At 43.8% G+C, this 19,390-nt stretch carries 20 protein-coding genes, 1 tRNA gene and 1 riboswitch; of the genes, 8 read left to right on the top strand and 13 right to left on the bottom strand.

Annotation, left to right across the window (positions count from 1 at the left end; translation table 11 throughout):
- Positions 1-9: 9 nt before the first annotated feature.
- The 5 genes from rpmE to larE all read right to left on the bottom strand — a co-directional run bounded on the left by rpmE (position 10) and on the right by larE (position 2,660).
- Complete coding sequence (gene rpmE / locus M3079_RS04855; protein ID WP_021715938.1) at positions 10-207, bottom strand: 50S ribosomal protein L31; 198 nt, start codon at positions 205-207, stop codon at positions 10-12.
- A 169-nt stretch (positions 208-376) separates the two neighbouring features.
- On the bottom strand, positions 377-838 hold the full coding sequence (locus M3079_RS04850) for an NAD(P)H-dependent oxidoreductase subunit E (protein ID WP_249077613.1): 462 nt from the start codon (positions 836-838) through the stop codon (positions 377-379).
- Between the two features lie 69 nt (positions 839-907).
- Entirely contained in the window at positions 908-1,528 is a 621-nt protein-coding gene (locus M3079_RS04845; RefSeq protein ID WP_249077611.1) for a YitT family protein, read from the bottom strand.
- Positions 1,529-1,644: 116 nt separating this feature from the next.
- Positions 1,645-1,720 (bottom strand) — tRNA-Ala (locus M3079_RS04840).
- A gap of 130 nt (positions 1,721-1,850) precedes the next feature.
- A complete protein-coding gene (larE, locus tag M3079_RS04835) occupies positions 1,851-2,660 on the bottom strand; it encodes an ATP-dependent sacrificial sulfur transferase LarE (RefSeq protein WP_249077609.1) in 810 nt (269 codons plus the stop codon).
- Positions 2,661-2,855: 195 nt separating this feature from the next.
- Between larE and M3079_RS04830 the strand changes: the two genes are divergently transcribed.
- Positions 2,856-3,239, top strand: coding sequence for a thioesterase family protein (locus M3079_RS04830; RefSeq protein WP_249077607.1), 384 nt, complete (start codon positions 2,856-2,858; stop codon positions 3,237-3,239).
- A 50-nt stretch (positions 3,240-3,289) separates the two neighbouring features.
- Here the strand turns inward: M3079_RS04830 and M3079_RS04825 are convergent, their stop codons facing one another.
- From M3079_RS04825 to M3079_RS04815, 3 genes are all read right to left on the bottom strand, one after another.
- On the bottom strand, positions 3,290-4,051 hold the full coding sequence (locus tag M3079_RS04825; protein ID WP_249077605.1) for an amino acid ABC transporter ATP-binding protein: 762 nt from the start codon (positions 4,049-4,051) through the stop codon (positions 3,290-3,292).
- A gap of 17 nt (positions 4,052-4,068) precedes the next feature.
- Entirely contained in the window at positions 4,069-4,719 is a 651-nt protein-coding gene (locus M3079_RS04820; RefSeq protein ID WP_021715944.1) for an amino acid ABC transporter permease, read from the bottom strand.
- Between the two features lie 71 nt (positions 4,720-4,790).
- Positions 4,791-5,558: an amino acid ABC transporter substrate-binding protein gene (locus M3079_RS04815; RefSeq protein WP_021715945.1), complete on the bottom strand. Its 768-nt coding sequence runs from the start codon at positions 5,556-5,558 to the stop codon at positions 4,791-4,793.
- A gap of 175 nt (positions 5,559-5,733) precedes the next feature.
- Here M3079_RS04815 and M3079_RS04810 point away from each other — a divergent pair, with 175 nt between their 5' ends.
- Together M3079_RS04810 and M3079_RS04805 are read left to right on the top strand one after the other, a co-directional pair.
- On the top strand, positions 5,734-6,084 hold the full coding sequence (locus M3079_RS04810; protein WP_021715946.1) for a cupin domain-containing protein: 351 nt from the start codon (positions 5,734-5,736) through the stop codon (positions 6,082-6,084).
- A gap of 156 nt (positions 6,085-6,240) precedes the next feature.
- Positions 6,241-7,404, top strand: coding sequence for an MFS transporter (locus tag M3079_RS04805; protein ID WP_021715947.1), 1,164 nt, complete (start codon positions 6,241-6,243; stop codon positions 7,402-7,404).
- A gap of 176 nt (positions 7,405-7,580) precedes the next feature.
- Here the strand turns inward: M3079_RS04805 and M3079_RS09460 are convergent, their stop codons facing one another.
- The 4 genes from M3079_RS09460 to M3079_RS04790 form a co-directional block, all read right to left on the bottom strand.
- On the bottom strand, positions 7,581-7,655 hold the full coding sequence (locus M3079_RS09460; protein WP_349293343.1) for a putative holin-like toxin: 75 nt from the start codon (positions 7,653-7,655) through the stop codon (positions 7,581-7,583).
- Between the two features lie 166 nt (positions 7,656-7,821).
- Positions 7,822-8,430: a LysE family transporter gene (locus M3079_RS04800; protein WP_249077603.1), complete on the bottom strand. Its 609-nt coding sequence runs from the start codon at positions 8,428-8,430 to the stop codon at positions 7,822-7,824.
- A 678-nt stretch (positions 8,431-9,108) separates the two neighbouring features.
- Positions 9,109-10,464, bottom strand: coding sequence for an MATE family efflux transporter (locus tag M3079_RS04795; RefSeq protein ID WP_249077601.1), 1,356 nt, complete (start codon positions 10,462-10,464; stop codon positions 9,109-9,111).
- 11 nt (positions 10,465-10,475) lie between these two features.
- The gene (locus tag M3079_RS04790) at positions 10,476-12,380 is read right to left on the bottom strand and encodes an ABC-F family ATP-binding cassette domain-containing protein (protein WP_349293342.1); all 1,905 of its coding nucleotides are present in this window, start codon (positions 12,378-12,380) and stop codon (positions 10,476-10,478) included.
- 127 nt (positions 12,381-12,507) lie between these two features.
- Positions 12,508-12,594: riboswitch (ZMP/ZTP riboswitch) on the top strand.
- Between the two features lie 71 nt (positions 12,595-12,665).
- Between M3079_RS04790 and M3079_RS04785 the strand changes: the two genes are divergently transcribed.
- The 4 genes from M3079_RS04785 (at position 12,666) to M3079_RS04775 (ending at position 16,136) form a co-directional block, all read left to right on the top strand.
- Complete coding sequence (locus M3079_RS04785; RefSeq protein WP_249077597.1) at positions 12,666-13,886, top strand: OFA family MFS transporter; 1,221 nt, start codon at positions 12,666-12,668, stop codon at positions 13,884-13,886.
- Positions 13,887-14,006: 120 nt separating this feature from the next.
- Positions 14,007-14,084 carry a putative holin-like toxin gene (locus M3079_RS09455; protein ID WP_349293341.1) on the top strand — a complete coding sequence of 26 codons (78 nt, stop codon included), beginning with the start codon at positions 14,007-14,009 and terminating at the stop codon, positions 14,082-14,084.
- 916 nt (positions 14,085-15,000) lie between these two features.
- Complete coding sequence (locus M3079_RS04780) at positions 15,001-15,564, top strand: chromate transporter (RefSeq protein ID WP_249077595.1); 564 nt, start codon at positions 15,001-15,003, stop codon at positions 15,562-15,564.
- Entirely contained in the window at positions 15,564-16,136 is a 573-nt protein-coding gene (locus M3079_RS04775) for a chromate transporter (protein WP_249077594.1), read from the top strand. Before M3079_RS04780 ends, M3079_RS04775 begins: the two co-directional genes overlap by 1 nt.
- Before the next feature lie 113 nt (positions 16,137-16,249).
- Here the strand turns inward: M3079_RS04775 and M3079_RS04770 are convergent, their stop codons facing one another.
- The gene (locus M3079_RS04770; protein ID WP_249077592.1) at positions 16,250-17,800 is read right to left on the bottom strand and encodes an LTA synthase family protein; all 1,551 of its coding nucleotides are present in this window, start codon (positions 17,798-17,800) and stop codon (positions 16,250-16,252) included.
- 981 nt (positions 17,801-18,781) lie between these two features.
- Here M3079_RS04770 and M3079_RS04765 point away from each other — a divergent pair.
- Complete coding sequence (locus tag M3079_RS04765; RefSeq protein WP_249077590.1) at positions 18,782-19,357, top strand: recombinase family protein; 576 nt, start codon at positions 18,782-18,784, stop codon at positions 19,355-19,357.
- The last annotated feature ends 33 nt before the right edge of the window (positions 19,358-19,390 follow it).

The following is a 19,390-nucleotide window of genomic DNA, read 5'->3' as shown; positions in this document are numbered from 1 at the left end:
GTCGGTAAATTATTTTCCATAACGTTTGTTGAATTTTTCGATACGGCCGCGGGCAGCTACGTTACGCTGCTGGCCGGTGAAAAACGGATGGCATTTGGAGCAAACGTCCACGCGCAGTTCCGGTTTAACAGAGCCGGTCATAAAAGTGTTACCGCATGCGCAGGTAACTTTAACTTCACCATATTTCGGATGGATTCCTTCTTTCATTCGATTGCACCTCACTTTACAAAAGACTCTATATAGCATGTCGATATTAACGCTTATATATTGTAGCATAGCGCGGCAAGTTGTGCAAGCATTATTTTAGTTGTTTGCCGTTTAAAAAAGCAGGCCGCTCTGTTATCGTCAATACCGCCGCACTTTAATCCGCAGGCATTCATCTGCCGGCCAGCTTTTTAATCAGCTCCGGCGTTGCAGCGTTATAAATTTCGCCGTCCCATTTAATATTCGGGCCTTTGCCGCAGTGCTTCAAGCAGCCGCAAATTTTAAAACTAAAGCCGCCCTTGGTGCTGATGCCGCCGCTTTCTGCTCCGTACGCCCCGCGGATATGCTTTAACAGCGCCGCCGAACCATTGGCAGCACAATTTTTACCGCCGCAAACCTCCAGCCTGTGCGGAGCCTGCGCCGTTTTTAAACTTGGGTAACGCTTAATAACGGCGTTTAAAAAAGTAACTTTAATGTTTAAAAGCGCTGCAATATCTTCAATAAGGCAGTCCGTAAGCACGCCGCCATTATGCTCCTGCGCTTCCTTCAGCAATTCCACCAGCGCAAACTGATTCTGCGGCGCATCCTGCCCTTTATAATATTCAACCGCTTCGTGTATATTCCAGTTATTCATAGGGTTCCTTTCTAAAAACAAATAATTTATAAAACGTATTTTATCATTTGCTGCCGCAGCATGCAAATTTTAGTCCGCCCTATGCGCCGCTTTTGCCAGCATCAAACTGCAAAATTCGGCGCTGCGCTGAATAACAATTCCCGAACACAAAACAGTAAACACTGTACATATGCCAAACTTTCCTCCAAGCAGCACGCCGGAAACAACCAATAAAGCATCCAGTGCTGTACGGACAGTTTTGACGGGCCAGTTATTTTTTTCTGCCAGCGAAAACGTCAGCGCCTCATAAGAACCTTTGCCTAAATCAGCAGCAGCGTAAGCACCTGTACCGGCAGCAAAAATTATAATACCAACGCACATAACTGCCAAACGCAGCCAAGCCTGTTCGGGATAAACATTAATTTTGGCAAATACATCAACGAAAAAACTATATATAATTTGATATACGATTGTACCGGCGTTTATCTGCCTGCGGTCATAAAACAAGGAAATTATAAGCATGGCTGCCGCTACAATAAAAGAAGCCATGCCGAGCGACATTCCGAAAGTTACAGACATTCCCTGCCACAATACAGCCAGTGTTGCGCCGCCAAAGCCGGCGCCCATAGCCAACATAATGCCGTAAGCGGCAACTATCGAACCAATAATCAACAGTGCAGTTTTATAAATGAGCAGGCGTTTTTCCATCATATCCATCTCCATATGCTACATTAAAACGAAAAGGACTACAAATTTTACTGTTGTGTTCAGAAACAGAAAAATTTATAGTCCTTAATAAACGGGCACAATATATACTTATAAAAAAATGGTGGAGACAAGCGGGATCGAACCGCTGACCTCTTGAATGCCATTCAAGCGCTCTCCCAGCTGAGCTATGCCCCCATAACAATAAAAATTATACTTGACTTATAAAGGCTTGTCAATACCCACGGCAGCGCACGTGCAAATTTATTTTAAGGTAAAAGCATACTTCAAATAACGCATCAGCCCGCATCTGACCAAGGCTTAACATTTATTTTGCCAACGCCGCGTTTAAGCTACCGCTGCGGAAGCCTTCCAAATCAAGCGCGGCGTATAAAAAGCCTGCCTGTTTTACAGCTGCGGCAATTTCTGTACGGCGCGCAAAAACTTTTTCCATATCATTTTGCGCAACTTCTATGCGGGCAACCTTACCATGGCAGCGTACGCGCATTTCTTTAAAGCCCATATCCAAAAGCGCCTGCTCGGCTTTTTCCACCATGGCCAGCTTTTCTGCCGTTATTTCTTCACCGTAAGGAATACGCGAGGCAAGGCAAGCGTAAGAAGGCTTGTTCCACGTAAAAATGCCAAGCTCTTTCGATATATCCCTGATATCCTGCTTGCTGAAGCCTGCCTCACGCAGCGGGCTTAAAATGCCAAGTTCAGCCGTGGCGCGCATACCGGGACGGTAATCGCTTTCGTCATCGGTATTGGAGCCGTCAGCCACAAGGCAGATGCCCTGTTTTTGTGCGGCTTCTTTAATTTTTGTAAACAGTGCGTATTTGCAGTAATAGCAGCGCTCCGCACCGTTTTGGCAAAAGCCCGGTATTGCAAGCTGGTCAAGCGTAATTTCTTCGTGCTTAATGCCGTATTGCGCAAGTATTCTGGCAGCGTCCGCCGCTTCGTGGCGCGGATAACTTTGTGTAACGGCGGTAATTGCCAAAAGTTTTCCGCCCAGAGCTTCGTGCGCGGCATAAACCAGAAAAGCTGAATCCACGCCGCCGCTGAAGGCCACCGCAAGGCCGCCTGTGCTGCGTAAAATATTTAAAAGTTTATTATATTTTTCCTGTAAGTTTCCGTTCATTTTGCCCCTCCGGTTATAATGCAGTTAAAATTATAGGTTTTCTTCAATTATCATAATCATTATTTCCTACTGCGTCAATCAGCTTTAAAATTTTTCACATATCCGTCAAAATAAAACTTCTGCCACTTGCGTAAGTTATAAAAAGCGTTTAAGATGTTAGCATAAGCAAATTTTACAGTAAAGGATGTATGAAATATGCTGCAAGAATTAAACCCCGGCCTTACCGGAACCGCTGAAACCGTTGTGCGCGAAACCAACACTGCACTTGCCATGGGCAGCGGCAGCCTGCACGTTTTTGCCACCCCCAGCATGATTGCGCTTATGGAACAGGCTGCCTGCAATGCCGTTGCCGCCTGTCTTGATGAAGAATCGACCAGCGTTGGCACTTTGGTAAATATTACGCACGACGCCGCTACCGGCATGGGTAAACAAGTTACCGCCACCGCCACGCTTACCGCCGTTGAAGGGCGCAAACTTGTTTTTGAAATTACCGCCGCCGATGAGGATAAGCAAATCGGCAAAGGCATGCACGAACGCTTTATTGTAAACAAAGAAAAATTTATGGCAAAGCTCGGCTGAAAGCCGTAACAGCACAAAAGGCATTACGCACAACGCGCAATGCCTTTTTGTTATTTAAGCACTTTATGCAAAAATGCCTTTAAACGTTCATTTTGGGGATTTTCAAAAATTTCCTGCGGCGTTCCTTCTGCCTGCACATAACCGTCTGCCATAAACAGCACTTTGGTTGCAACCTCACGGGCAAAGCCCATTTCGTGCGTTACAACAACCATGGTCATTTTTTCTTCGGCCAGTTCACGCATGGTGCGCAAAACTTCGCCGGTCAGCTCCGGGTCGAGCGAAGAAGTAGGTTCGTCAAACAGCATAATGGCAGGTTTTGTTGCCAGCGCCCTTGCAATGGCAACACGCTGCTGCTGCCCGCCGCTCAAGCGGCGCGGGTATTCATGCGCTTTTTCCAAAAGCCCTACCTTGCTTAAAAGAACTTTCGCTTCTTCAATAACCTCATCGCGGTTACGCTTCTGCACCTGCACCGGCGCTTCAATAAGGTTTTCCAGCACCGTCATGTGCGGAAACAAATTAAACTGCTGAAACACCATGCCCATTTTGCATGCAATGCGGCGGCTTTCATCGCCAGGCGCATATACAACCTGCCCGTCCGGTTTGGTTTCGGCAAGAGTTTCGCCGTCGATAACAATTTTGCCGCTGTCGATAATTTCCAGCTTGTTCAGGCAGCGCAGAAAAGTACTTTTGCCGCCGCCGCTGGGGCCTATAACCGCAACAACTTCGCCTTCGTCAACACTTAAATTAATGCCCTTTAAAACTTCCAGCCCCTGAAAACTTTTATAGATATTTTGTGCGTTAATTTTGTTCATAATACTAAATGCTCCTGTCAGTCATATCTGGAATATTTGCGTTCCAACTTATTGAACCCGTAGGTTAAAACAAGGGTCATCAAAAGGTAAAACACGCCCGCAACCAAAAACGGCGTAATGCTGAAATCGCGCTGCACAAGGTTGCGCGTTGTACGCAGAAGGTCATTCATTGCCAATACGTAAATTAAAGAAGTATCTTTAACCAAAGTAATGGTTTCGTTGCTTACCGGCGGCAGAATCAGGCGGAAAACCTGCGGCAGCACAATGCGGCGCATGGTCTGCACATAATTCATGCCCAAAGTGCGGGCAGCTTCGTACTGGCCTTTAGGAACTGCCTGAATGCCTGCGCGGAAAATTTCGCAGAAATAAGCGGCATAGTTCAGTACAAAAGCAAATACCGCAGCCGGAAAATCATCCAGCCTTACGCCGATGCCGGGAATAAACGGCAGGCCGTAATATACAAACAGCAATTGCAGCATCAGCGGCGTACCGCGCAGCAGCCATACATAAACGCCGATTATATCGCGCAGCGCCTTAAAGCCGGATACGCGCCCCAGTGCCAGAAGCACGCCAAGCGGTATCGAAAGCACAATAGTTATCGCAAACAATCTTATAGTTTCAAGGGTTCCCTCCCACATCTGCGGCAGGATGCTTATAACATAATCCATTTTTTACTCCTCGGGCATTAACAGTTTGGCGGACCGGCAGCATTACTACCGGCCCGCGGCTTTAATAAATTTTAGTAGTTGGTTAAATCAGCGTTGAACCATTGTTCGGAAATCTTTTTGGCAGTGCCGTCTTTTTTCATTTCGTCCAGCGCTTTGTCAATCAGCGGTGCATAATCTTTGTCGTCCTTACGGAAAGCAACGGCTACAACTTCATCACCGAGGTTTTCTTCAAGGATTCTGTATTTGCCGGGGTTTTTGCTGTCATAGTAACGGGCAAGTACGGCGTCTACAACTGCTGCTTCAACACGGCCGCTGTCGATATCCATGTAAACGGCTGCAAAGTCAGGATATTTTCTGTATTCTTTCAGAGAATTGCGCATTTCGTCGTTGCCATCGATAATGTAAGAACCGGTGCTGTCATCCTGTACTGCTACAACTTTTCCGGCCAGGTCGGCAATTTTATTAATGGAAGAATTTGCCGGTACAACAATCAGCTGAGCGTTTTTCATATAAGGTTTGGAAAGCTGGTAAACTTCGGCGCGTTCCGGATTAACGGTGAAGCAGTTCCAGATAGCGTCAATGCGTTTGCCTTTCATTTCAGCTTCTTTGGAAGCCCAGTCGATAGGTTTAAATTCAACTTCCAGCCCTGCGCGTTTGCAGGCTTCACGTGCCATGTCGATATCGTAGCCGACAATTTCATTTTTCTCGTTGCGGAAGCCCATCGGCGCAAAGTTGTCGTCAAGGCCTACAACCATTTTTTTCGGGCCGTCACTGCCGCAGCCGGCTACCAGCATTACTGCCATCAACATCGTCATTGCTAAAAGTAAAAGTTTCTTCATTTGAAAATCCCCCTTCAAAAAATTAAATATCGTTGTTATGTTTTAGATTATACTTTAGTTCGCTAAATTTGTAAAGCCCTAAATTAAAAATTTTTTAAATTTTCCGCAGGAATTTTTGCAAAGCACTGCGAATAAACCATTGTGTTAAATTTATTACAGAGGGGATGTACCAAAAATGCTTGTAACCGACAGAAAAACCGATTATTTTGAAAAACGCGCCGGAGGCACCGGCACAACTATTATGGAGCACATTATAGACGAGAAAGTTTATAACGGCAAAATTGCAGCTTATGCCCGCGTTATTTTAAAACCGGGCTGCTCGCTTGGCTACCATAAGCACGAAGGCACCAGCGAAACGCTGTATATTTTAAGCGGCACCGCCGAATACAACGACAACGGCACGGAAATGGAGCTGTTCCCCGGCGACGTTGCCTTCTGCCCCGAAGGCGAAAGCCACAGCATCGGCAACAGCGCACATTCCAAAACCGACCTTGTTGTTATGGCACTGATTGTCAACGAAAAATAAGCTTGCCAAAAGTGTTTTTCCGTAAACTTTCCTCCGCTTTTATTGACACTGCCCATGCCGGTGCTATAATGAATGTGTATTAAATATATTAAATATTTATGTTATAAAATAAAACTACACTTATAGTATCTAGTATCGGCTAAGGAAGTGTTTATTATGGCAGGCTCACAAACTAAACGCGACATAGCTTTAATCTTAGCAGCCAGCTTTTTTTACATGGCCAGCCCAATGCTGATAACGCCGATAATTACCGGCTTTTCGGAATCGCTCGGCGCCAGTGGCGTGATGATGGGCTTTATCGGCGGCATAATGAATATCTGCTCGCTCGTCAGCCGCCCCTTCATCGGCGTGCTGGTTGACAGAATCAGCAAATACAAACTCTCCTCCTTCGGCATTTTCTGCGTGCTGCTTAGCTGCATTGGCTATTTTTTTGCGCAAAGCCCAGCACTTATTGTCGCCGCAAGGATAATTAATGGGCTTGGTTTTGCCTGCTGCTCAACCTGCCTATCCACATGGATGTCAGACCTTTTGCCGCCCAACAAAATCGGCTCCGGCATGGGCATTTTCGGTACTATGAACGCCCTCAGCATGGCCATTGCGCCTGCTGCCGGCATCAGCATTTACCAGCTAACCAACCACCGCACTGCCTTTTTTATAGCTGCCGTTACTGCTTCACTGGCGCTGATAATTGTGCAGTTTGTAAAAAACAGGGACGAAGCACCTGCGCAGCCTGCCAAACGAAGCCTGCAATTTTTTGATAAAAATGTCTTCCCTATCGCGTTTATCATGATGATGTTCGGCATCCCATACTGCGCCACACAATCATTTTTGGTAAGCTACGCCGAAGCAAGGCACCTTAGTGTCAGCATCAGCCTGTTCTTTCCGGCTTACGCCGCAGCGCTGCTTATTTTGCGCCTAAGCCTGAAGAATTATTTTGACACAAAGCCCTTTGGCATGTTTTTTGCAGCAAGCATTGTAAGCACCTCGCTGGCACTGTATTTTCTTGCCACTATGCAAACCAATGCCGGGCTTCTTGCAGCAGCTGTATTTATGGCTGGCGGCAACGGCATAATGTTTTCCGTATGCCAATCAACCGCTATGCTGCTTGCACCTAAAAACAAACGCGGGCTTGCCAACAGCACTTTTTATATCGGCATTGATGTCGGCATGTCGCTCGGCCCGATTATTGCCGGATTTTTTTACCAGCATTTTGCCATTACGCTGTTTTACCCGCTGTTTTTCTTTACCATACCGTTAGCCATAATTGCTTTTTTAGTTTACCGGCACATTGCCAAAAAGTTAAAACAGGCTCATGCCTGAATAAGCACTTCTATAACGCCTTACAGCAGATAACAGCTTTGACAAAACCTACACTAAAAGGTATAATATAAAAAGAAATAGCCGATGGTGGTGCGTCGGCTCTCTCTAAATTTCATAAGTATTTGAAAAGAAGCCACGTACCAATATGTGGCTTCTTTTTATGTCTTAAAAGTTAATTACTTTTTAGACAAGATAATAGCAATCAAAGTACCGAAAGCTACCATTAACGATAAGGATTCGTAAACTGTCATGCTATCACCTCCGTTTAGGAGGAGCCAACCCATCGGCTAAATCAAGTATAAAATTATAACGCAAAAATATGTTTTGTAAAACAGTTTATTTTTAGCCAACAATTCGTTTAAAGCAAACAAATACACAAAAGCACAACATTATTTAAAAATGTTGTGCTTTTATTTTTTACACCATCTCAGCAAAATGCCAGAAAAGTTTTATGTCATAAATGATGATTACTGTTCCGCAGATTTTGTTGATGAGGTTTAGCGTGCGCGGGGTTATTAAACTGCCTGCCAGCGAAACAACCATGGCCAGCGTTACAAACCACAAACAGGAGGCCGAAAGCACGCCGAACAAAAAATGCAGCGACTGCGCTTCCGTCAAGGAGGCTTTAAAAGCACCCAGCAGCATTGTGCCGTCGATAACGGCCTGCGCGTTGAACCACGTTACCACACACGCCTGCCATACGGTTTGCCCCAGCCCCAGCATTTGTTTTATGTCCGCTAAGGCGGATACTTTGCTTTTTAACAGACCCCAGCCGATGTAGGCTACAACCAGCCCGCCAATAAACAACATCGCCATTTGCACGGCGGCGTATTTTTGCATTATCAGCCCGATGCCGAAAAAGCACGCCATGGCAAGAGTAATGTCAAAAAAGATGACGATAAGCGCTGTTAAAAGCGCCCGCCAGCGCGGCTGCGTAAGCGCGCTGTTAATTACAAACAGGTTTTGCATGCCGATAGGGGCGACGTAGGCGAGGCCTAAGGTTAGGCCCTGGATATAAAAGTCCACTTTTTTCTCCTTAAAAGTATTCGTCTTTGTAGTTACTTTACTACTTTTAACTCATTCTTTCTCATTCATGTTACTTTTTATAGGCTAAAAAGTAACCAAAAAGCCTTCGCTCCTCAAAAAATTTAACCGCTCCGTATCAAAGAAGCATGCCACTTGCAGCGCCTGCGGGAACTCGCTTGCTACGCAAGCTCAAACACCCTGCAGCGAATGCTACAAGTGCCTTTTTATTTTAAGCCTACGCTGATTTTTTGAAAGTCGCGGCTCCGCCCAAATTCGTACTTTGACAACTTTTTCATTTTAATTACACTATTCCAAATTTTTCAGCAGCCTGTTATTCTACGATGTGAGTTTACCTTTTAGTAAAAAGCAATAAAGTGCTACACACGGCAGTACGCGGCATCGGATTTTAGCAAGATTTGCTAAGAAAAACGGCAAAAATAAGGTGTTTGAGCGCAGCGAGTTCCGCAATTTTTGCCGTTTTTAGGCAAACATGCTTGCAGAAAAAAATCCGACTAGCCGCGCGACTTTTCTTCGCCGGTTCTTTTGGTCGCTCAAAAGAATCGGCATGAATAGAAAAGTAAAAATTAAAAAGCACTATTCTTCATACAAAAACGCAAACAAAATGAACACTAAAGTAAATTAAAAGCACTAACTTAATACAAAGCCTCTACCCAAAATTCACAATCCGCCGTCGCGTCTTATTTTTCGCTGTAAATACACAAACCTGCCGCCTAAAAACAGTACGGCGCACAGCAGCCCAAAGTCAAGGCTCAGCCAGTAGGAAGAAGGGCCGAGGTTTAAACAGTAATCAAAGTAGCAGCCGAGCGGCAGGCAAATCAGCCAGTAGGCTGCCAGCCCCGCCCAAAAGGTTGCCTTAACATCTTTATAGCCGCGCAAAATGCCCTGTATCGGTGCGGCGGTAGCGTCCATAACCTGAAAGAACATGGCGTAGAACAAAAAGCCAATGGTCTGCCTGATAATTACAGGCTCAGAAGTGTAGAGCCCGGCAATAAATTCACGGTCGAACAATACAAAAATCGTCAGCAGCACCGCTACCGTAATATTGCAGGCAATGCCGAGCAAACTGTAGCGCAGCGCTTCGCCGAAACGGCGGGCACCGGCTTCAACGCCTACAACAATGGTCAGCGACATGGAAAAACTGAGCGGCACCATGTAAAGCAGCGAAGTAAAACTCATTGCCGCCTGATGCGCAGCAATAATAACCGTGCCGAACTTGGCAATAAAAATGGCTATAACGCCGAAAATACTCGCTTCCATAAAAATTGCCATGCCCATGGGCACGCCAAGCGACAAGTTTTCGCGCAGCTGCGCCATATCAAACTTAAACTTGTCGGTAAAAATACGCAGGGGCGCAAATGCCGGCAGCTTATGCACAACCCACACGAAGATAAAAAATTCCAGCCAGTAGGTAATACCGGTTGCAAGGCCAGCGCCAATGCCGCCCAGCGCCGGGGCGCCGAATTTGCCAAAAATAAGGCAGTAGTTTAAAAATGCGTTTACCGGCAGCGCCAACAGGTAAATTTTCATGGTAATGCCCGTGTAGCCGCTGGTATCTATCAGTGCACGCAGCGCCGTGGATAAAAAGAAGGGCAGCACGCCCACGCCGATAGCGGCGATATACATTTTGGCAATATAGTGAACCTGCGGCTCAAGCCCAAAGGTTCCCAGCAGCCTGTCTAAAAACAGCACGCCCGTAACCAGCAGCAGCAGTGAAAACGCCGTTGCCAGCAGCATGGTATGGCGCACTACCCTGCCGATATTCTGCCGCTCGCCCCTGCCCAAAAGATGGGCAATTATCGGCATGGAGCCAAGCAAAATACCGTTCAGCGATGCCATTACAGGCATCCATAAATTGCCGCCGATTGCAGTACCGGCAAGGTGTACCGCACCGGCATGCCCGCTCATGGCCGAATCACAGAAATTCATTGCCATAATGGCCGTCTGCGTTATTAAAATGGGTATCATTACGTCCAGCAGCCGCCTAAGGCGCACTGCATTCTTTTTGCCTAACATAAACTTCCTTTCTATTTTGCCGCTTCCGCTTCGGCCAGTTCTTCCAGATACGCCCAGCGGTCGGTTAAATAGCTGATGCGCTGCGTAAGCTCCTGCTGCTTGGCAGTAAGCTCCGTAAGTTTTACAAAGTCCGTGCCGCAGGCGTTAATTTCCATTTCCGTCATTTTCAGTTCCGCTTCTGCCTGCGCAATAACCTGCTCTATCTGCTCGTATTCCAGCTTTTCCTTATAAGTCATTTTGGGCGCACGCTGCTTTTCCTCGCGCTGCTGCGGTTTAACCGTGCTCTGTGCGCGTTCCTGCTGGCGCGCAAGGTTCTGCGCTTCGGCGCGGGCCTGTTCGTAACGGCTGTAATCGCCAATAAACTGGCGCACTTCACCGCCGCCCATAAAAGCAAAAATTTTACCGGCAAACCTGTCTAAAAAATAGCGGTCGTGCGATACGGCAATAACTGCACCGTTAAAGGTATCAAGGTAGTCCTCCAGTACCGAAAGCGTCGGTATGTCGAGGTCATTGGTAGGTTCGTCGAGTATAAGCACGTTAGGCGCGCTCATTAAAACGCTCAAAAGGTACAAACGGCGCTTTTCGCCGCCGCTTAATTTGCTTACCGGCACCCATTGCAGCTCAGGCGGGAACAGGAAGCGTTCCAGCATCTGCGCCGCTGTTATGCGCGTGCCGTCTGCGGTTTCAATATAATCGCTGACGTTTTTTATATATTCCAAAACGCGGCAGTCAGCATCCTTAAACTCGCTGTGCTGGGCAAAATAACCAATTTTTACGGTTTGCCCAACCTTAACGGTGCCGCGTGTCGGCGCAAGCCTCCCGGCGATAATATCCATTAAACTGCTTTTGCCGCTGCCGTTAGGGCCAACAATGCCAATGCGGTCATTGCGCAGCAGCACGTAATTAAAATCATCAATATAGGTTTTGCCGCCGTAATCCAGCCCGATGTGCTCGCACTCAATAATGGTTTTGCCAAGACGCGAGCCAACGGAAGAAATTTCCAGCTGCTGCTCGGTTTTGATGTTATTTACTTCTTTTTTCAATTCATTAAAACGCTCAATGCGCTCTTTGCTTTTGGTGCGGCGTGCTTCCGCCCCGCGGCTTATCCACGCCAGTTCGCGCCTGTACACGTTGCGCAGGCGCTGCGCTGCACCGGCTGCCGCAATGCGGCGTTCTTCGCGCTTTTGTAAAAACAAACTGTAATTGCCGGTATATAAATAGCCTTCGCCGCCGTCAATTTCCAAAGTACGGTTTACAACGCGGTCAAAAAAATAGCGGTCGTGCGTAACCATTAAAAGCGCGCCTTTGCGTTTCTGCAAAACTTCTTCCAGCCAGGCAACGGTTTCGTTATCCATGTGGTTGGTAGGTTCGTCCAAAATCAAAAGGTCGCTGTGGCGCACCAAAACACCGGCCAAAGCCACGCGTTTGCGCTGCCCGCCGCTTAATTCTTTCATCGGCTGCTGCAAATCGGTAATGCCAAGTTTATCCAAAACTGCTTTGGCTTCGCTTTCCATCTGCCAGGCAAATTTGCTGTCCATCTCCTGCTGCAGGGCAAGCAGCTTCTGGCGCGCGGCTTTGTTTTCCGGCTCTGCCTCTGCCTGCTGCACTGCTTCTTCATAACGGCGCACAACGTCAAGCTGAGGCGATTCGCCCCTGAATACCTGCTCCAGCACCGTTGCGTCAGGGTCAAAAGCAGGGTCCTGCGGCAAATATTCAATTACGCAGGTACCGTTTTTGGTAATCTTTCCTTCGCTTGGTTCGCCGGTGGCTATATCGCGCAGCAGCGTACTTTTGCCCGTGCCGTTAACGCCGATAACGCCTATTTTGTCGCCTTCTTCTATATTAAAACTGATATTTTTAAACAAAGTTCTTACGCCATAGCTATGGCCCAAATTTTCTGCACTTAAAATCATAATCTTACCTCGCTCACAAGTATGTTTATATCTTAACACAAATCAGCGCCAAAAACAAAATCGCCCGGCTTATGCGCAGATTTGCTTGACAAAAAAGACGTGGCTGATATAATTAATTTATTCAATTGCATAGGCGACGCGGAACTGACGGATATAAGTGGAACTAACCACGTGGACCGCGCTGCTGTAAGATTAGCCGGCCGTCTGGGCAGAGAGAAGTGCCCGGACGGCTTTTGTTATCCGGTCAGTTCTCTCCTTATTTTGCACAGCATGAAGGAGAGATTTTTTATGAAAAACAGATGGCTTATCGCACTGGCGGCAGTCGGCATCCACATTTCCATCGGCAGCGTTTATGCATGGAGCGTACTTACCCGCCCCATTATGGATGAACTTGGCTTTACCTTGCAGGAAACAACGTGGGCTTTTTCCATTGCTATTTTGTTTTTAGGGCTTTCCGCCGGATTTTTAGGCGGCTTTGTAGAAAAACACGGCCCGCGCAGAAGCGGGTTTACCAGCGCGCTGTTTTTTGGCTCAGGTATGCTTGGCACAGCCCTTGCCGTACATTTAAAAAGCCTTGCGCTGCTGTATTTGTTTTACGGTTTTATCGGCGGCATCGGGCTGGGCGTTGGCTATATAACCCCGGTATCAACTTTGGTTAAATGGTTTCCCAATAACCGCGGCTTTGCCACCGGGCTTGCCATTATGGGCTTTGGCTTTGCAAGTTTAATTGCCGGGCCGTTAATGCAGCACCTTGTTGCGGCCTACGGGCTTATGCAAAACTTTATTATTCTGGGCGCAGCCTACATGGTAATTATGGTGCTTTCCGCCTCGTACTTAGAGCCGCCCAAAACACAGCCGCAGGAGCAGCAAGCAAAAAGCGGCTACACCACACTTTTGCAGCCCAAAAGCTATACTGCTGCGCAGGCACTTAAAACCTGGCAGTTTTACGCACTGTGGTGGATATTCTTTACCAACATCACCTGCGGCATCGGGCTTTTGGCAGTTGCTTCGCCCATGGCGCAGGAGGTTGCAGGCATGACGCCGGAAGCAGCGGCTTCCATGGTGGGCATTATCGGGCTGATTAACGGCGGCGGGCGCATTGCCTGGTCCACTGTTTCCGATTATATCGGCAGGCGCAGCGTATATGTTTTGTTTTTCATTATTGAAATTGCAGCTTTTTACCTGCTGGCGCAAACAGCTAATGCCCTGCTGTTCCAGATTTTGGTATTTGTAATTATTTCCTGCTACGGCGGCGGCTTTTCGTGCATGCCGGCGTATTTAAGCGATTTGTTCGGAACGAAAGAATTAAGCGCCATCCACGGCAAAATTTTAACAGCGTGGGGGCTGGCAGGCATTGCCGGGCCGCTGCTGTTATCCTACATGCGCGAAACCACCAGCGGCTACACGGCAACGCTGTACGTTTTTGCTGCGGCATTTGTGTTAAGCCTTATCGTTGCGCTTATTTTAAAATGGCGCACATCGGTGGATATAGAAATACAAAAATATTAAGACACACAAACCCCTGAAAAATTTTTTCAGGGGTTTATTTTTACATATTCATCTGCTATACTATTTTGCATGGGATAATCCGATAGGTTGGTTCCTCCTTCTTTCAGGGAGGTGATAGCAATGACAACATACGAATCGCTTTCTTTAATGATTGCCTTTGGAACGCTCGTTGCTATCATTATTTCGATACGCAAATAACAGCGTAAAATGAAATAAGACCAGCTATGGTCGAAGCCGGTCTTTCTTTCAACAGTTGTTAACTTTCGAGGAGAGAACCGACACGCGACTATCGGATTATCCCTCTTTATTTATATTATAATGCTTTTTTAATTCTTGTCAAACAGTAACCTGAGTTTGATATAAGTTTTTACATATGTTTAGTCTTTGTAGTTACTTTATTATATTTTTTATTTACTTTACTACTCATGTTCATTCTTTGTAACCAAAGAACGAACCAAGAAAGTTTCGCTCCAACAAAAAATAAACGGCAAAAGCAGTAAATAAGCTGGCACTTGCAGCTCCTGCGGAACTCGTTTGCTGCGCAAACTCAAACAGTCCTCGGCAAACGCTGCAAGTGCCTTAATTATAAGTTTGCCTATTTTTTGAATGTCGCGCTTCGTCCAAATTCGTACTTTAGGTAAATTGTTATGAACAATAGCAATGTTACCTAAATTTTTAAGAATACAAAATTATAAATTGTATTTTCATAATAAGCATTTGAGAAGTAAGATTTACGCCAGAGCGCGGCATTAAAAATTTAGCGGTATTTACTGAAAGCCAATAAAAAATTCCCGATGTTTGAGCGCAGCGAGTTTAGCGGAAATTTTTATTGGTTTCGGCATACCGCATGCAGATTTTTTGCTTTAGCAACAAAATCTGTAAATTTTTGTTTGCCGCATGACTTTTCTTGCTTCGTTCTTTTGATCACTCAAAAGAATGAAGATGTGTAAAAAAGTAAATTAAAAAATATTAACGTAAATACAAAGAGGAAACGTAAATTAAAACTAAATGACATAAACAATAACATATCCACAATTTAACTTGCCAAGCCTGCATATTTAGGAGATAATATATTTATCACCTGTTAATTATGTTTTGGGAAAGAAGTGTTGATATGCAGCAAAAACAAGTAAGTTACCTGCACATGTTTAATGTGTTTTTTAAAATAGGGTTGTTCACTATCGGCGGCGGCCTTGCCATGATTCCCTTAATCCGCGACGAATTTGTTGAACGCCAGGGCTGGATTGACGATAAGGACATTACCGACGTGCTGGCGATTGCACAATCGCTGCCGGGCGTTATTGCCGTTAACTCCGCCACTTTTTTAGGCTACCGTCTGGCAGGAATTATGGGCGCGCTTGTCTGCACCATCGGCGTAGTGCTGCCTTCGTTTTTAATTATTTTTGCCATTGCCATGCTGTTTGCCTCCAGCGGACTGGACAGCAACACTTACATTTTAAAATTCTTCGCCGGGGTTAACGCCGCCATTACTGTGCTTTTGGTAGTTGCCACCAAAAAAATGTTTGCTTCTTCCGTCAGCAACAAACTTGGGTGGGCTATACTTTTAATTTCCGTTTCAGAAATTTACGTTTTGGGCTTCGGCATTGCCTCTACCGTTATCGCGGCGGCGCTGTACGCCATTGCCGCTTACCGCCTTTTGGGAAGGAGGGCTGAATAATGGGCATTTACTGGGATTTGTTTTTTGTGTTCTTTAAAATCGGCCTGTTCTCCTTCGGCGGCGGCCTTGCCATGGTCAGCGTCATCCAGCAGGAGGTTTTGGCACATGGGTGGATTCCGGCAACAGAATACGCACGTATTATCACCATTTCGCAGATGACGCCGGGTCCGATTGCCGTCAACACCGCTACCTACGTTGGGGCGCGTGTGTGCGGACCGGATTTTGTACCGGCGTTTATGGGGTCGTTTATCGCCACGCTCGGCGTATCACTGCCTTCGTTCATCATAGTTTATTTTGTTGCCCGCTCGTTGGAAAAATTCAGCCAGTCGTGTCTTGTTAAAGAAGCGCTGTGCGGCATCCGCCCGGCGGTTATTGCCTTTATGATTACGGCAGTAATTTTCTTTTTAGATATTACCGTTTTCCCGATAGACAATGCCACCAGTGAAAGCAGCACCTTTAACCCCATCGGCATACCGGTACTGGCCGTGCTGTTTTACCTGCATTACTACCGCAAAGTAGGGGCAATCAGCCTTATGCTCATCAGCGGCATTATCGGCGTTTTAGTGTATTGAGTTTTTAATTTCATATAACTTTAAACGAAGAAAAGTGTGGAAAAATATACTTATGCTACTTTAAGGCAAAAGCCGCAGTTCACTTTTGAACTGCGGCTTTTACGTATGTAGCATTAGTTTGTAAGTTTTAAATTTAAATGGGTAAATAATGATCCTTCATTTTTTACCTTTTTAGGTGACATATTCTTGAATAATTCTTTTGAAAAAACTGCATTATTGCTTACTTCTGCCACATCTAATACAAAATTTGGTATATCATAATATCTTAACTTATCGTTTACCTCATAAATTTGAGATTTCTTGCTACTAAGCAATGTAATATTTCTTTTGCTTTTCTTTAACTGTTTTATCGCAGGAGTATTATCCTCATTACCCATTAAAGGATGATCTCCTAAAATAATTATTTCTGTATTCTCAAAATTCGGTTGCTTTTTAATATATTGATAAAAATCATTAATCAAATAATCCAAACTATTTACACTGTATTCTATTTTATCCATTGAAAATTGTTTAGAAACTATATTAGTTAATCGTTCATCAGGAACGCCTTTTGTAAAATGAGTATCTACAGTTAAAAGTGTAAGATTAAATGGTTTTTGCTGTTTCATCAATTTATCGTATTCAATTTTTGCCTGTTCAAATAAATCTTTATCGTGGACACCCCAACCGGTTTTACTAAAAGGAACATTAAATTGTTTAAAATCTTTTATATCATATCCAAGCATATTCATCATATTACCAGTTCCTGCAAAATCAAGTTTAGCACTTGATAAAAAAAGATTATTGTATCCGGCTGATTTTAATACTTTTGCATATGATACTAATTTACAATCTTTAACTCTATTAAAAATTGCATTCCCATCTGTCCCAAAAAAACATGGTAAACTCGTCTGCGTTGAGTACAATGCACCAATAGTCCAACCCGAACCCACACAGTTTTCATAGTTTTTATAAGAAAATAGTTCACCATTTTCTATTAATTTATTCATTAGCGGTGTTACACCAGAAAATAATTTACTATCAAAATATCCATTTTCCAATGATTCGCAATAAATTATTACAATATTTTTTCCAGGTTTAGCTTCAATTTTTTCATCATATACATATTTATTTTCAGTACCTAAATTTTGAAACAATTCATCAGCAGACATTGCGGAATATTTAATATATTCTGCCCCATCACGAATTATTTTACACCATGCATTTCCTGTTGGGGTAAAATTAAAAACTACTATAAGTATAGGTATAACAGCAATAGTTTTCACTTTATAATTAATCTGCTCTATTTTTTTCACAAAATCATATACATTACTATAGAATTTTTTTAAACTTGAATAAACCAGTTTAAAATATCGCATTACATTTTCTAAAGACACTAAATCCAATTTTATTAAAATAATTAGAATAGTAATTAATGTCAGTAGCAAAATTCTAAAGAAAAGTTTTTTCAAAACATATGGTGACATTGCTATCATATCGCCATCAATTCTAAGTAATGTAAATAAATCTATATTACTTCCTAAAAGTTTATGACAAGTATAATCGCTTATACCCATAAAACATCCTAAAACAATGAATAAGCAGCCAATAAATTTATTTTTAATTAAAAAATAACCACTAAATACAATTGGTAAAACAAATATAAGTAAATCTTTTGTCATCATGTACCTCTATAATAATTTAATTTTATTAAATCTACTCATAACCAAGCACTTTGTCTACCATTATAATGCATTTACCCCCCAGTAAAGACCAGGTTTGCGAATTATTTACTATAGGCGTTTATGCCGATATTGCCTAAGCACGGCACATATAGGTTCAACTAAAAAAATAAGGGCTCAACCAACGGTTGAGCCCGCGCTCTGCGCAAAAACACCAACAAAGATATTTTCTATTTTTATCTTTGCATTAAAATATGGCAGTTTTATTTTACTTTATAGTTTTTTCAATCAAAGAAACACAAAAACCGCAGCAAAAGCTGCGGCTTTTATTTTTTATGTTATGTAATTTTCACCAATGGTATTTTTCAGCGTATACATACTATAGGGTAAATTTATGCAAATTCAGGTAAAATCAGTGGCGGCAGTGGCGGCTTGGTCAGTTATTTTTTTATTACTTTTATTTTATTATACTATTTTCAGGCGATTTTTACCCTAACATATAGGTCTGAAGAAATGTAACGCATTCAATGGATAAATTTATGTCTATACATCTAATCTGTCATTTATTATCTTAATCTTTCTGCCAAAACTTCTAAATAGTTAGGTTATTCATAAAATGAAATAATATAGTATGTTAAAAACTCATTCCAATAACCAATTTAATTGACACAGCCGCCACTACCGCCACTAATAGTCAAACTTTGTTCATTTTTATATCATCCTTTCCATTACCTTACCGGGACATAGAAAATATTAACTATTTTATCCATCACTGCAGTTATCCAATAAGCCCTCATCAATTCACATAGATATATGAAAGGCTTTGCCATTCCTTACTGCCTCATTTTATCAATACTTAAAAGTTTTGATAGCTATGTTTTAATGTCAGTTTTATGGCTTCCTCAAGCTATCAAAACTTACTATCAAAATCAAACTGTTTGTTGTATAATATAATTAGCACCAGAACAGAAACGAGGTACTAATATGATATACGGTTACGCACGTGTAAGCACTAAAAAACAGCTTCACGGAAACAGCATAGAAGAACAGCATAACACTCTCATTGAGCAAGGCTGTCAGGAAATAGTTACCGAACAGTATACAGGTAAAACTACCGACAGACCTGAGTTAAAATTGCTTATGGGCAAAATGAAAAAAGGCGATACTCTGGTAGTAACCAAACTGGATCGCCTTGCAAGAAATGTAGTCGAAGGAATAACTCTAATCCGTGAACTATTACATTCCGGAATAAAAGTCCATGTTTTAAACGTAGGCTTATTGGATGATACGCCAATGGGTAATTTTTTCATAACTACATTACTTGCTGTTGCAGAGCTTGAACGCAGTATGATAGTAGAACGTACTCAATCCGGTAAAGAAGTTGCTAAAAATAAGCCAGGTTTTAAAGAAGGCAGACCCAGAATATCCAAAGATAGAACGGATGCCGCTTTAGCTTTGATAGATTCCGGCAACTCTTATAAAAAAGTAGCAGAGCTTACAGGTATTGGCGTAGCTACCCTTTATAGAGCCAGAGCAAGACAAAGAGCACACCTGCTATAGTCAAGCGTAACATAACGGACGCCCACAGTTGCT

The organism is Phascolarctobacterium sp. ET69 (assembly GCF_023336935.1).
Lineage (GTDB): Bacteria > Bacillota > Negativicutes > Acidaminococcales > Acidaminococcaceae > Fusicatenibacter_A > Fusicatenibacter_A intestinipullorum.
Note: the sequence above shows the minus strand (reverse complement) of the source record. Positions and strands in the feature narration are given on the sequence as shown.

What these genes read in the sequence shown, in the direction of transcription:
- M3079_RS04785 (WP_249077597.1), top strand. Translation starts at nt 12,666, where the DNA reads ATGAAAAACAGATGGCTTATCGCACTGGCGGCAGTCGGCATCCACATT.
- M3079_RS04780 (WP_249077595.1), top strand. Translation starts at nt 15,001, where the DNA reads ATGCAGCAAAAACAAGTAAGTTACCTGCACATGTTTAATGTGTTTTTT.
- M3079_RS04765 (WP_249077590.1), top strand. Translation starts at nt 18,782, where the DNA reads ATGATATACGGTTACGCACGTGTAAGCACTAAAAAACAGCTTCACGGA.
- M3079_RS04830 (WP_249077607.1), top strand. Translation starts at nt 2,856, where the DNA reads ATGCTGCAAGAATTAAACCCCGGCCTTACCGGAACCGCTGAAACCGTT.
- M3079_RS04770 (WP_249077592.1), bottom strand. Translation starts at nt 17,800, where the DNA reads ATGATGACAAAAGATTTACTTATATTTGTTTTACCAATTGTATTTAGT.
- M3079_RS04850 (WP_249077613.1), bottom strand. Translation starts at nt 838, where the DNA reads ATGAATAACTGGAATATACACGAAGCGGTTGAATATTATAAAGGGCAG.
- M3079_RS04845 (WP_249077611.1), bottom strand. Translation starts at nt 1,528, where the DNA reads ATGATGGAAAAACGCCTGCTCATTTATAAAACTGCACTGTTGATTATT.
- M3079_RS04775 (WP_249077594.1), top strand. Translation starts at nt 15,564, where the DNA reads ATGGGCATTTACTGGGATTTGTTTTTTGTGTTCTTTAAAATCGGCCTG.
- M3079_RS04805 (WP_021715947.1), top strand. Translation starts at nt 6,241, where the DNA reads ATGGCAGGCTCACAAACTAAACGCGACATAGCTTTAATCTTAGCAGCC.
- M3079_RS04810 (WP_021715946.1), top strand. Translation starts at nt 5,734, where the DNA reads ATGCTTGTAACCGACAGAAAAACCGATTATTTTGAAAAACGCGCCGGA.
- M3079_RS04815 (WP_021715945.1), bottom strand. Translation starts at nt 5,558, where the DNA reads ATGAAGAAACTTTTACTTTTAGCAATGACGATGTTGATGGCAGTAATG.
- M3079_RS04820 (WP_021715944.1), bottom strand. Translation starts at nt 4,719, where the DNA reads ATGGATTATGTTATAAGCATCCTGCCGCAGATGTGGGAGGGAACCCTT.
- M3079_RS09455 (WP_349293341.1), top strand. Translation starts at nt 14,007, where the DNA reads ATGACAACATACGAATCGCTTTCTTTAATGATTGCCTTTGGAACGCTC.
- rpmE (WP_021715938.1), bottom strand. Translation starts at nt 207, where the DNA reads ATGAAAGAAGGAATCCATCCGAAATATGGTGAAGTTAAAGTTACCTGC.
- M3079_RS04795 (WP_249077601.1), bottom strand. Translation starts at nt 10,464, where the DNA reads ATGTTAGGCAAAAAGAATGCAGTGCGCCTTAGGCGGCTGCTGGACGTA.
- larE (WP_249077609.1), bottom strand. Translation starts at nt 2,660, where the DNA reads ATGAACGGAAACTTACAGGAAAAATATAATAAACTTTTAAATATTTTA.
- M3079_RS04825 (WP_249077605.1), bottom strand. Translation starts at nt 4,051, where the DNA reads ATGAACAAAATTAACGCACAAAATATCTATAAAAGTTTTCAGGGGCTG.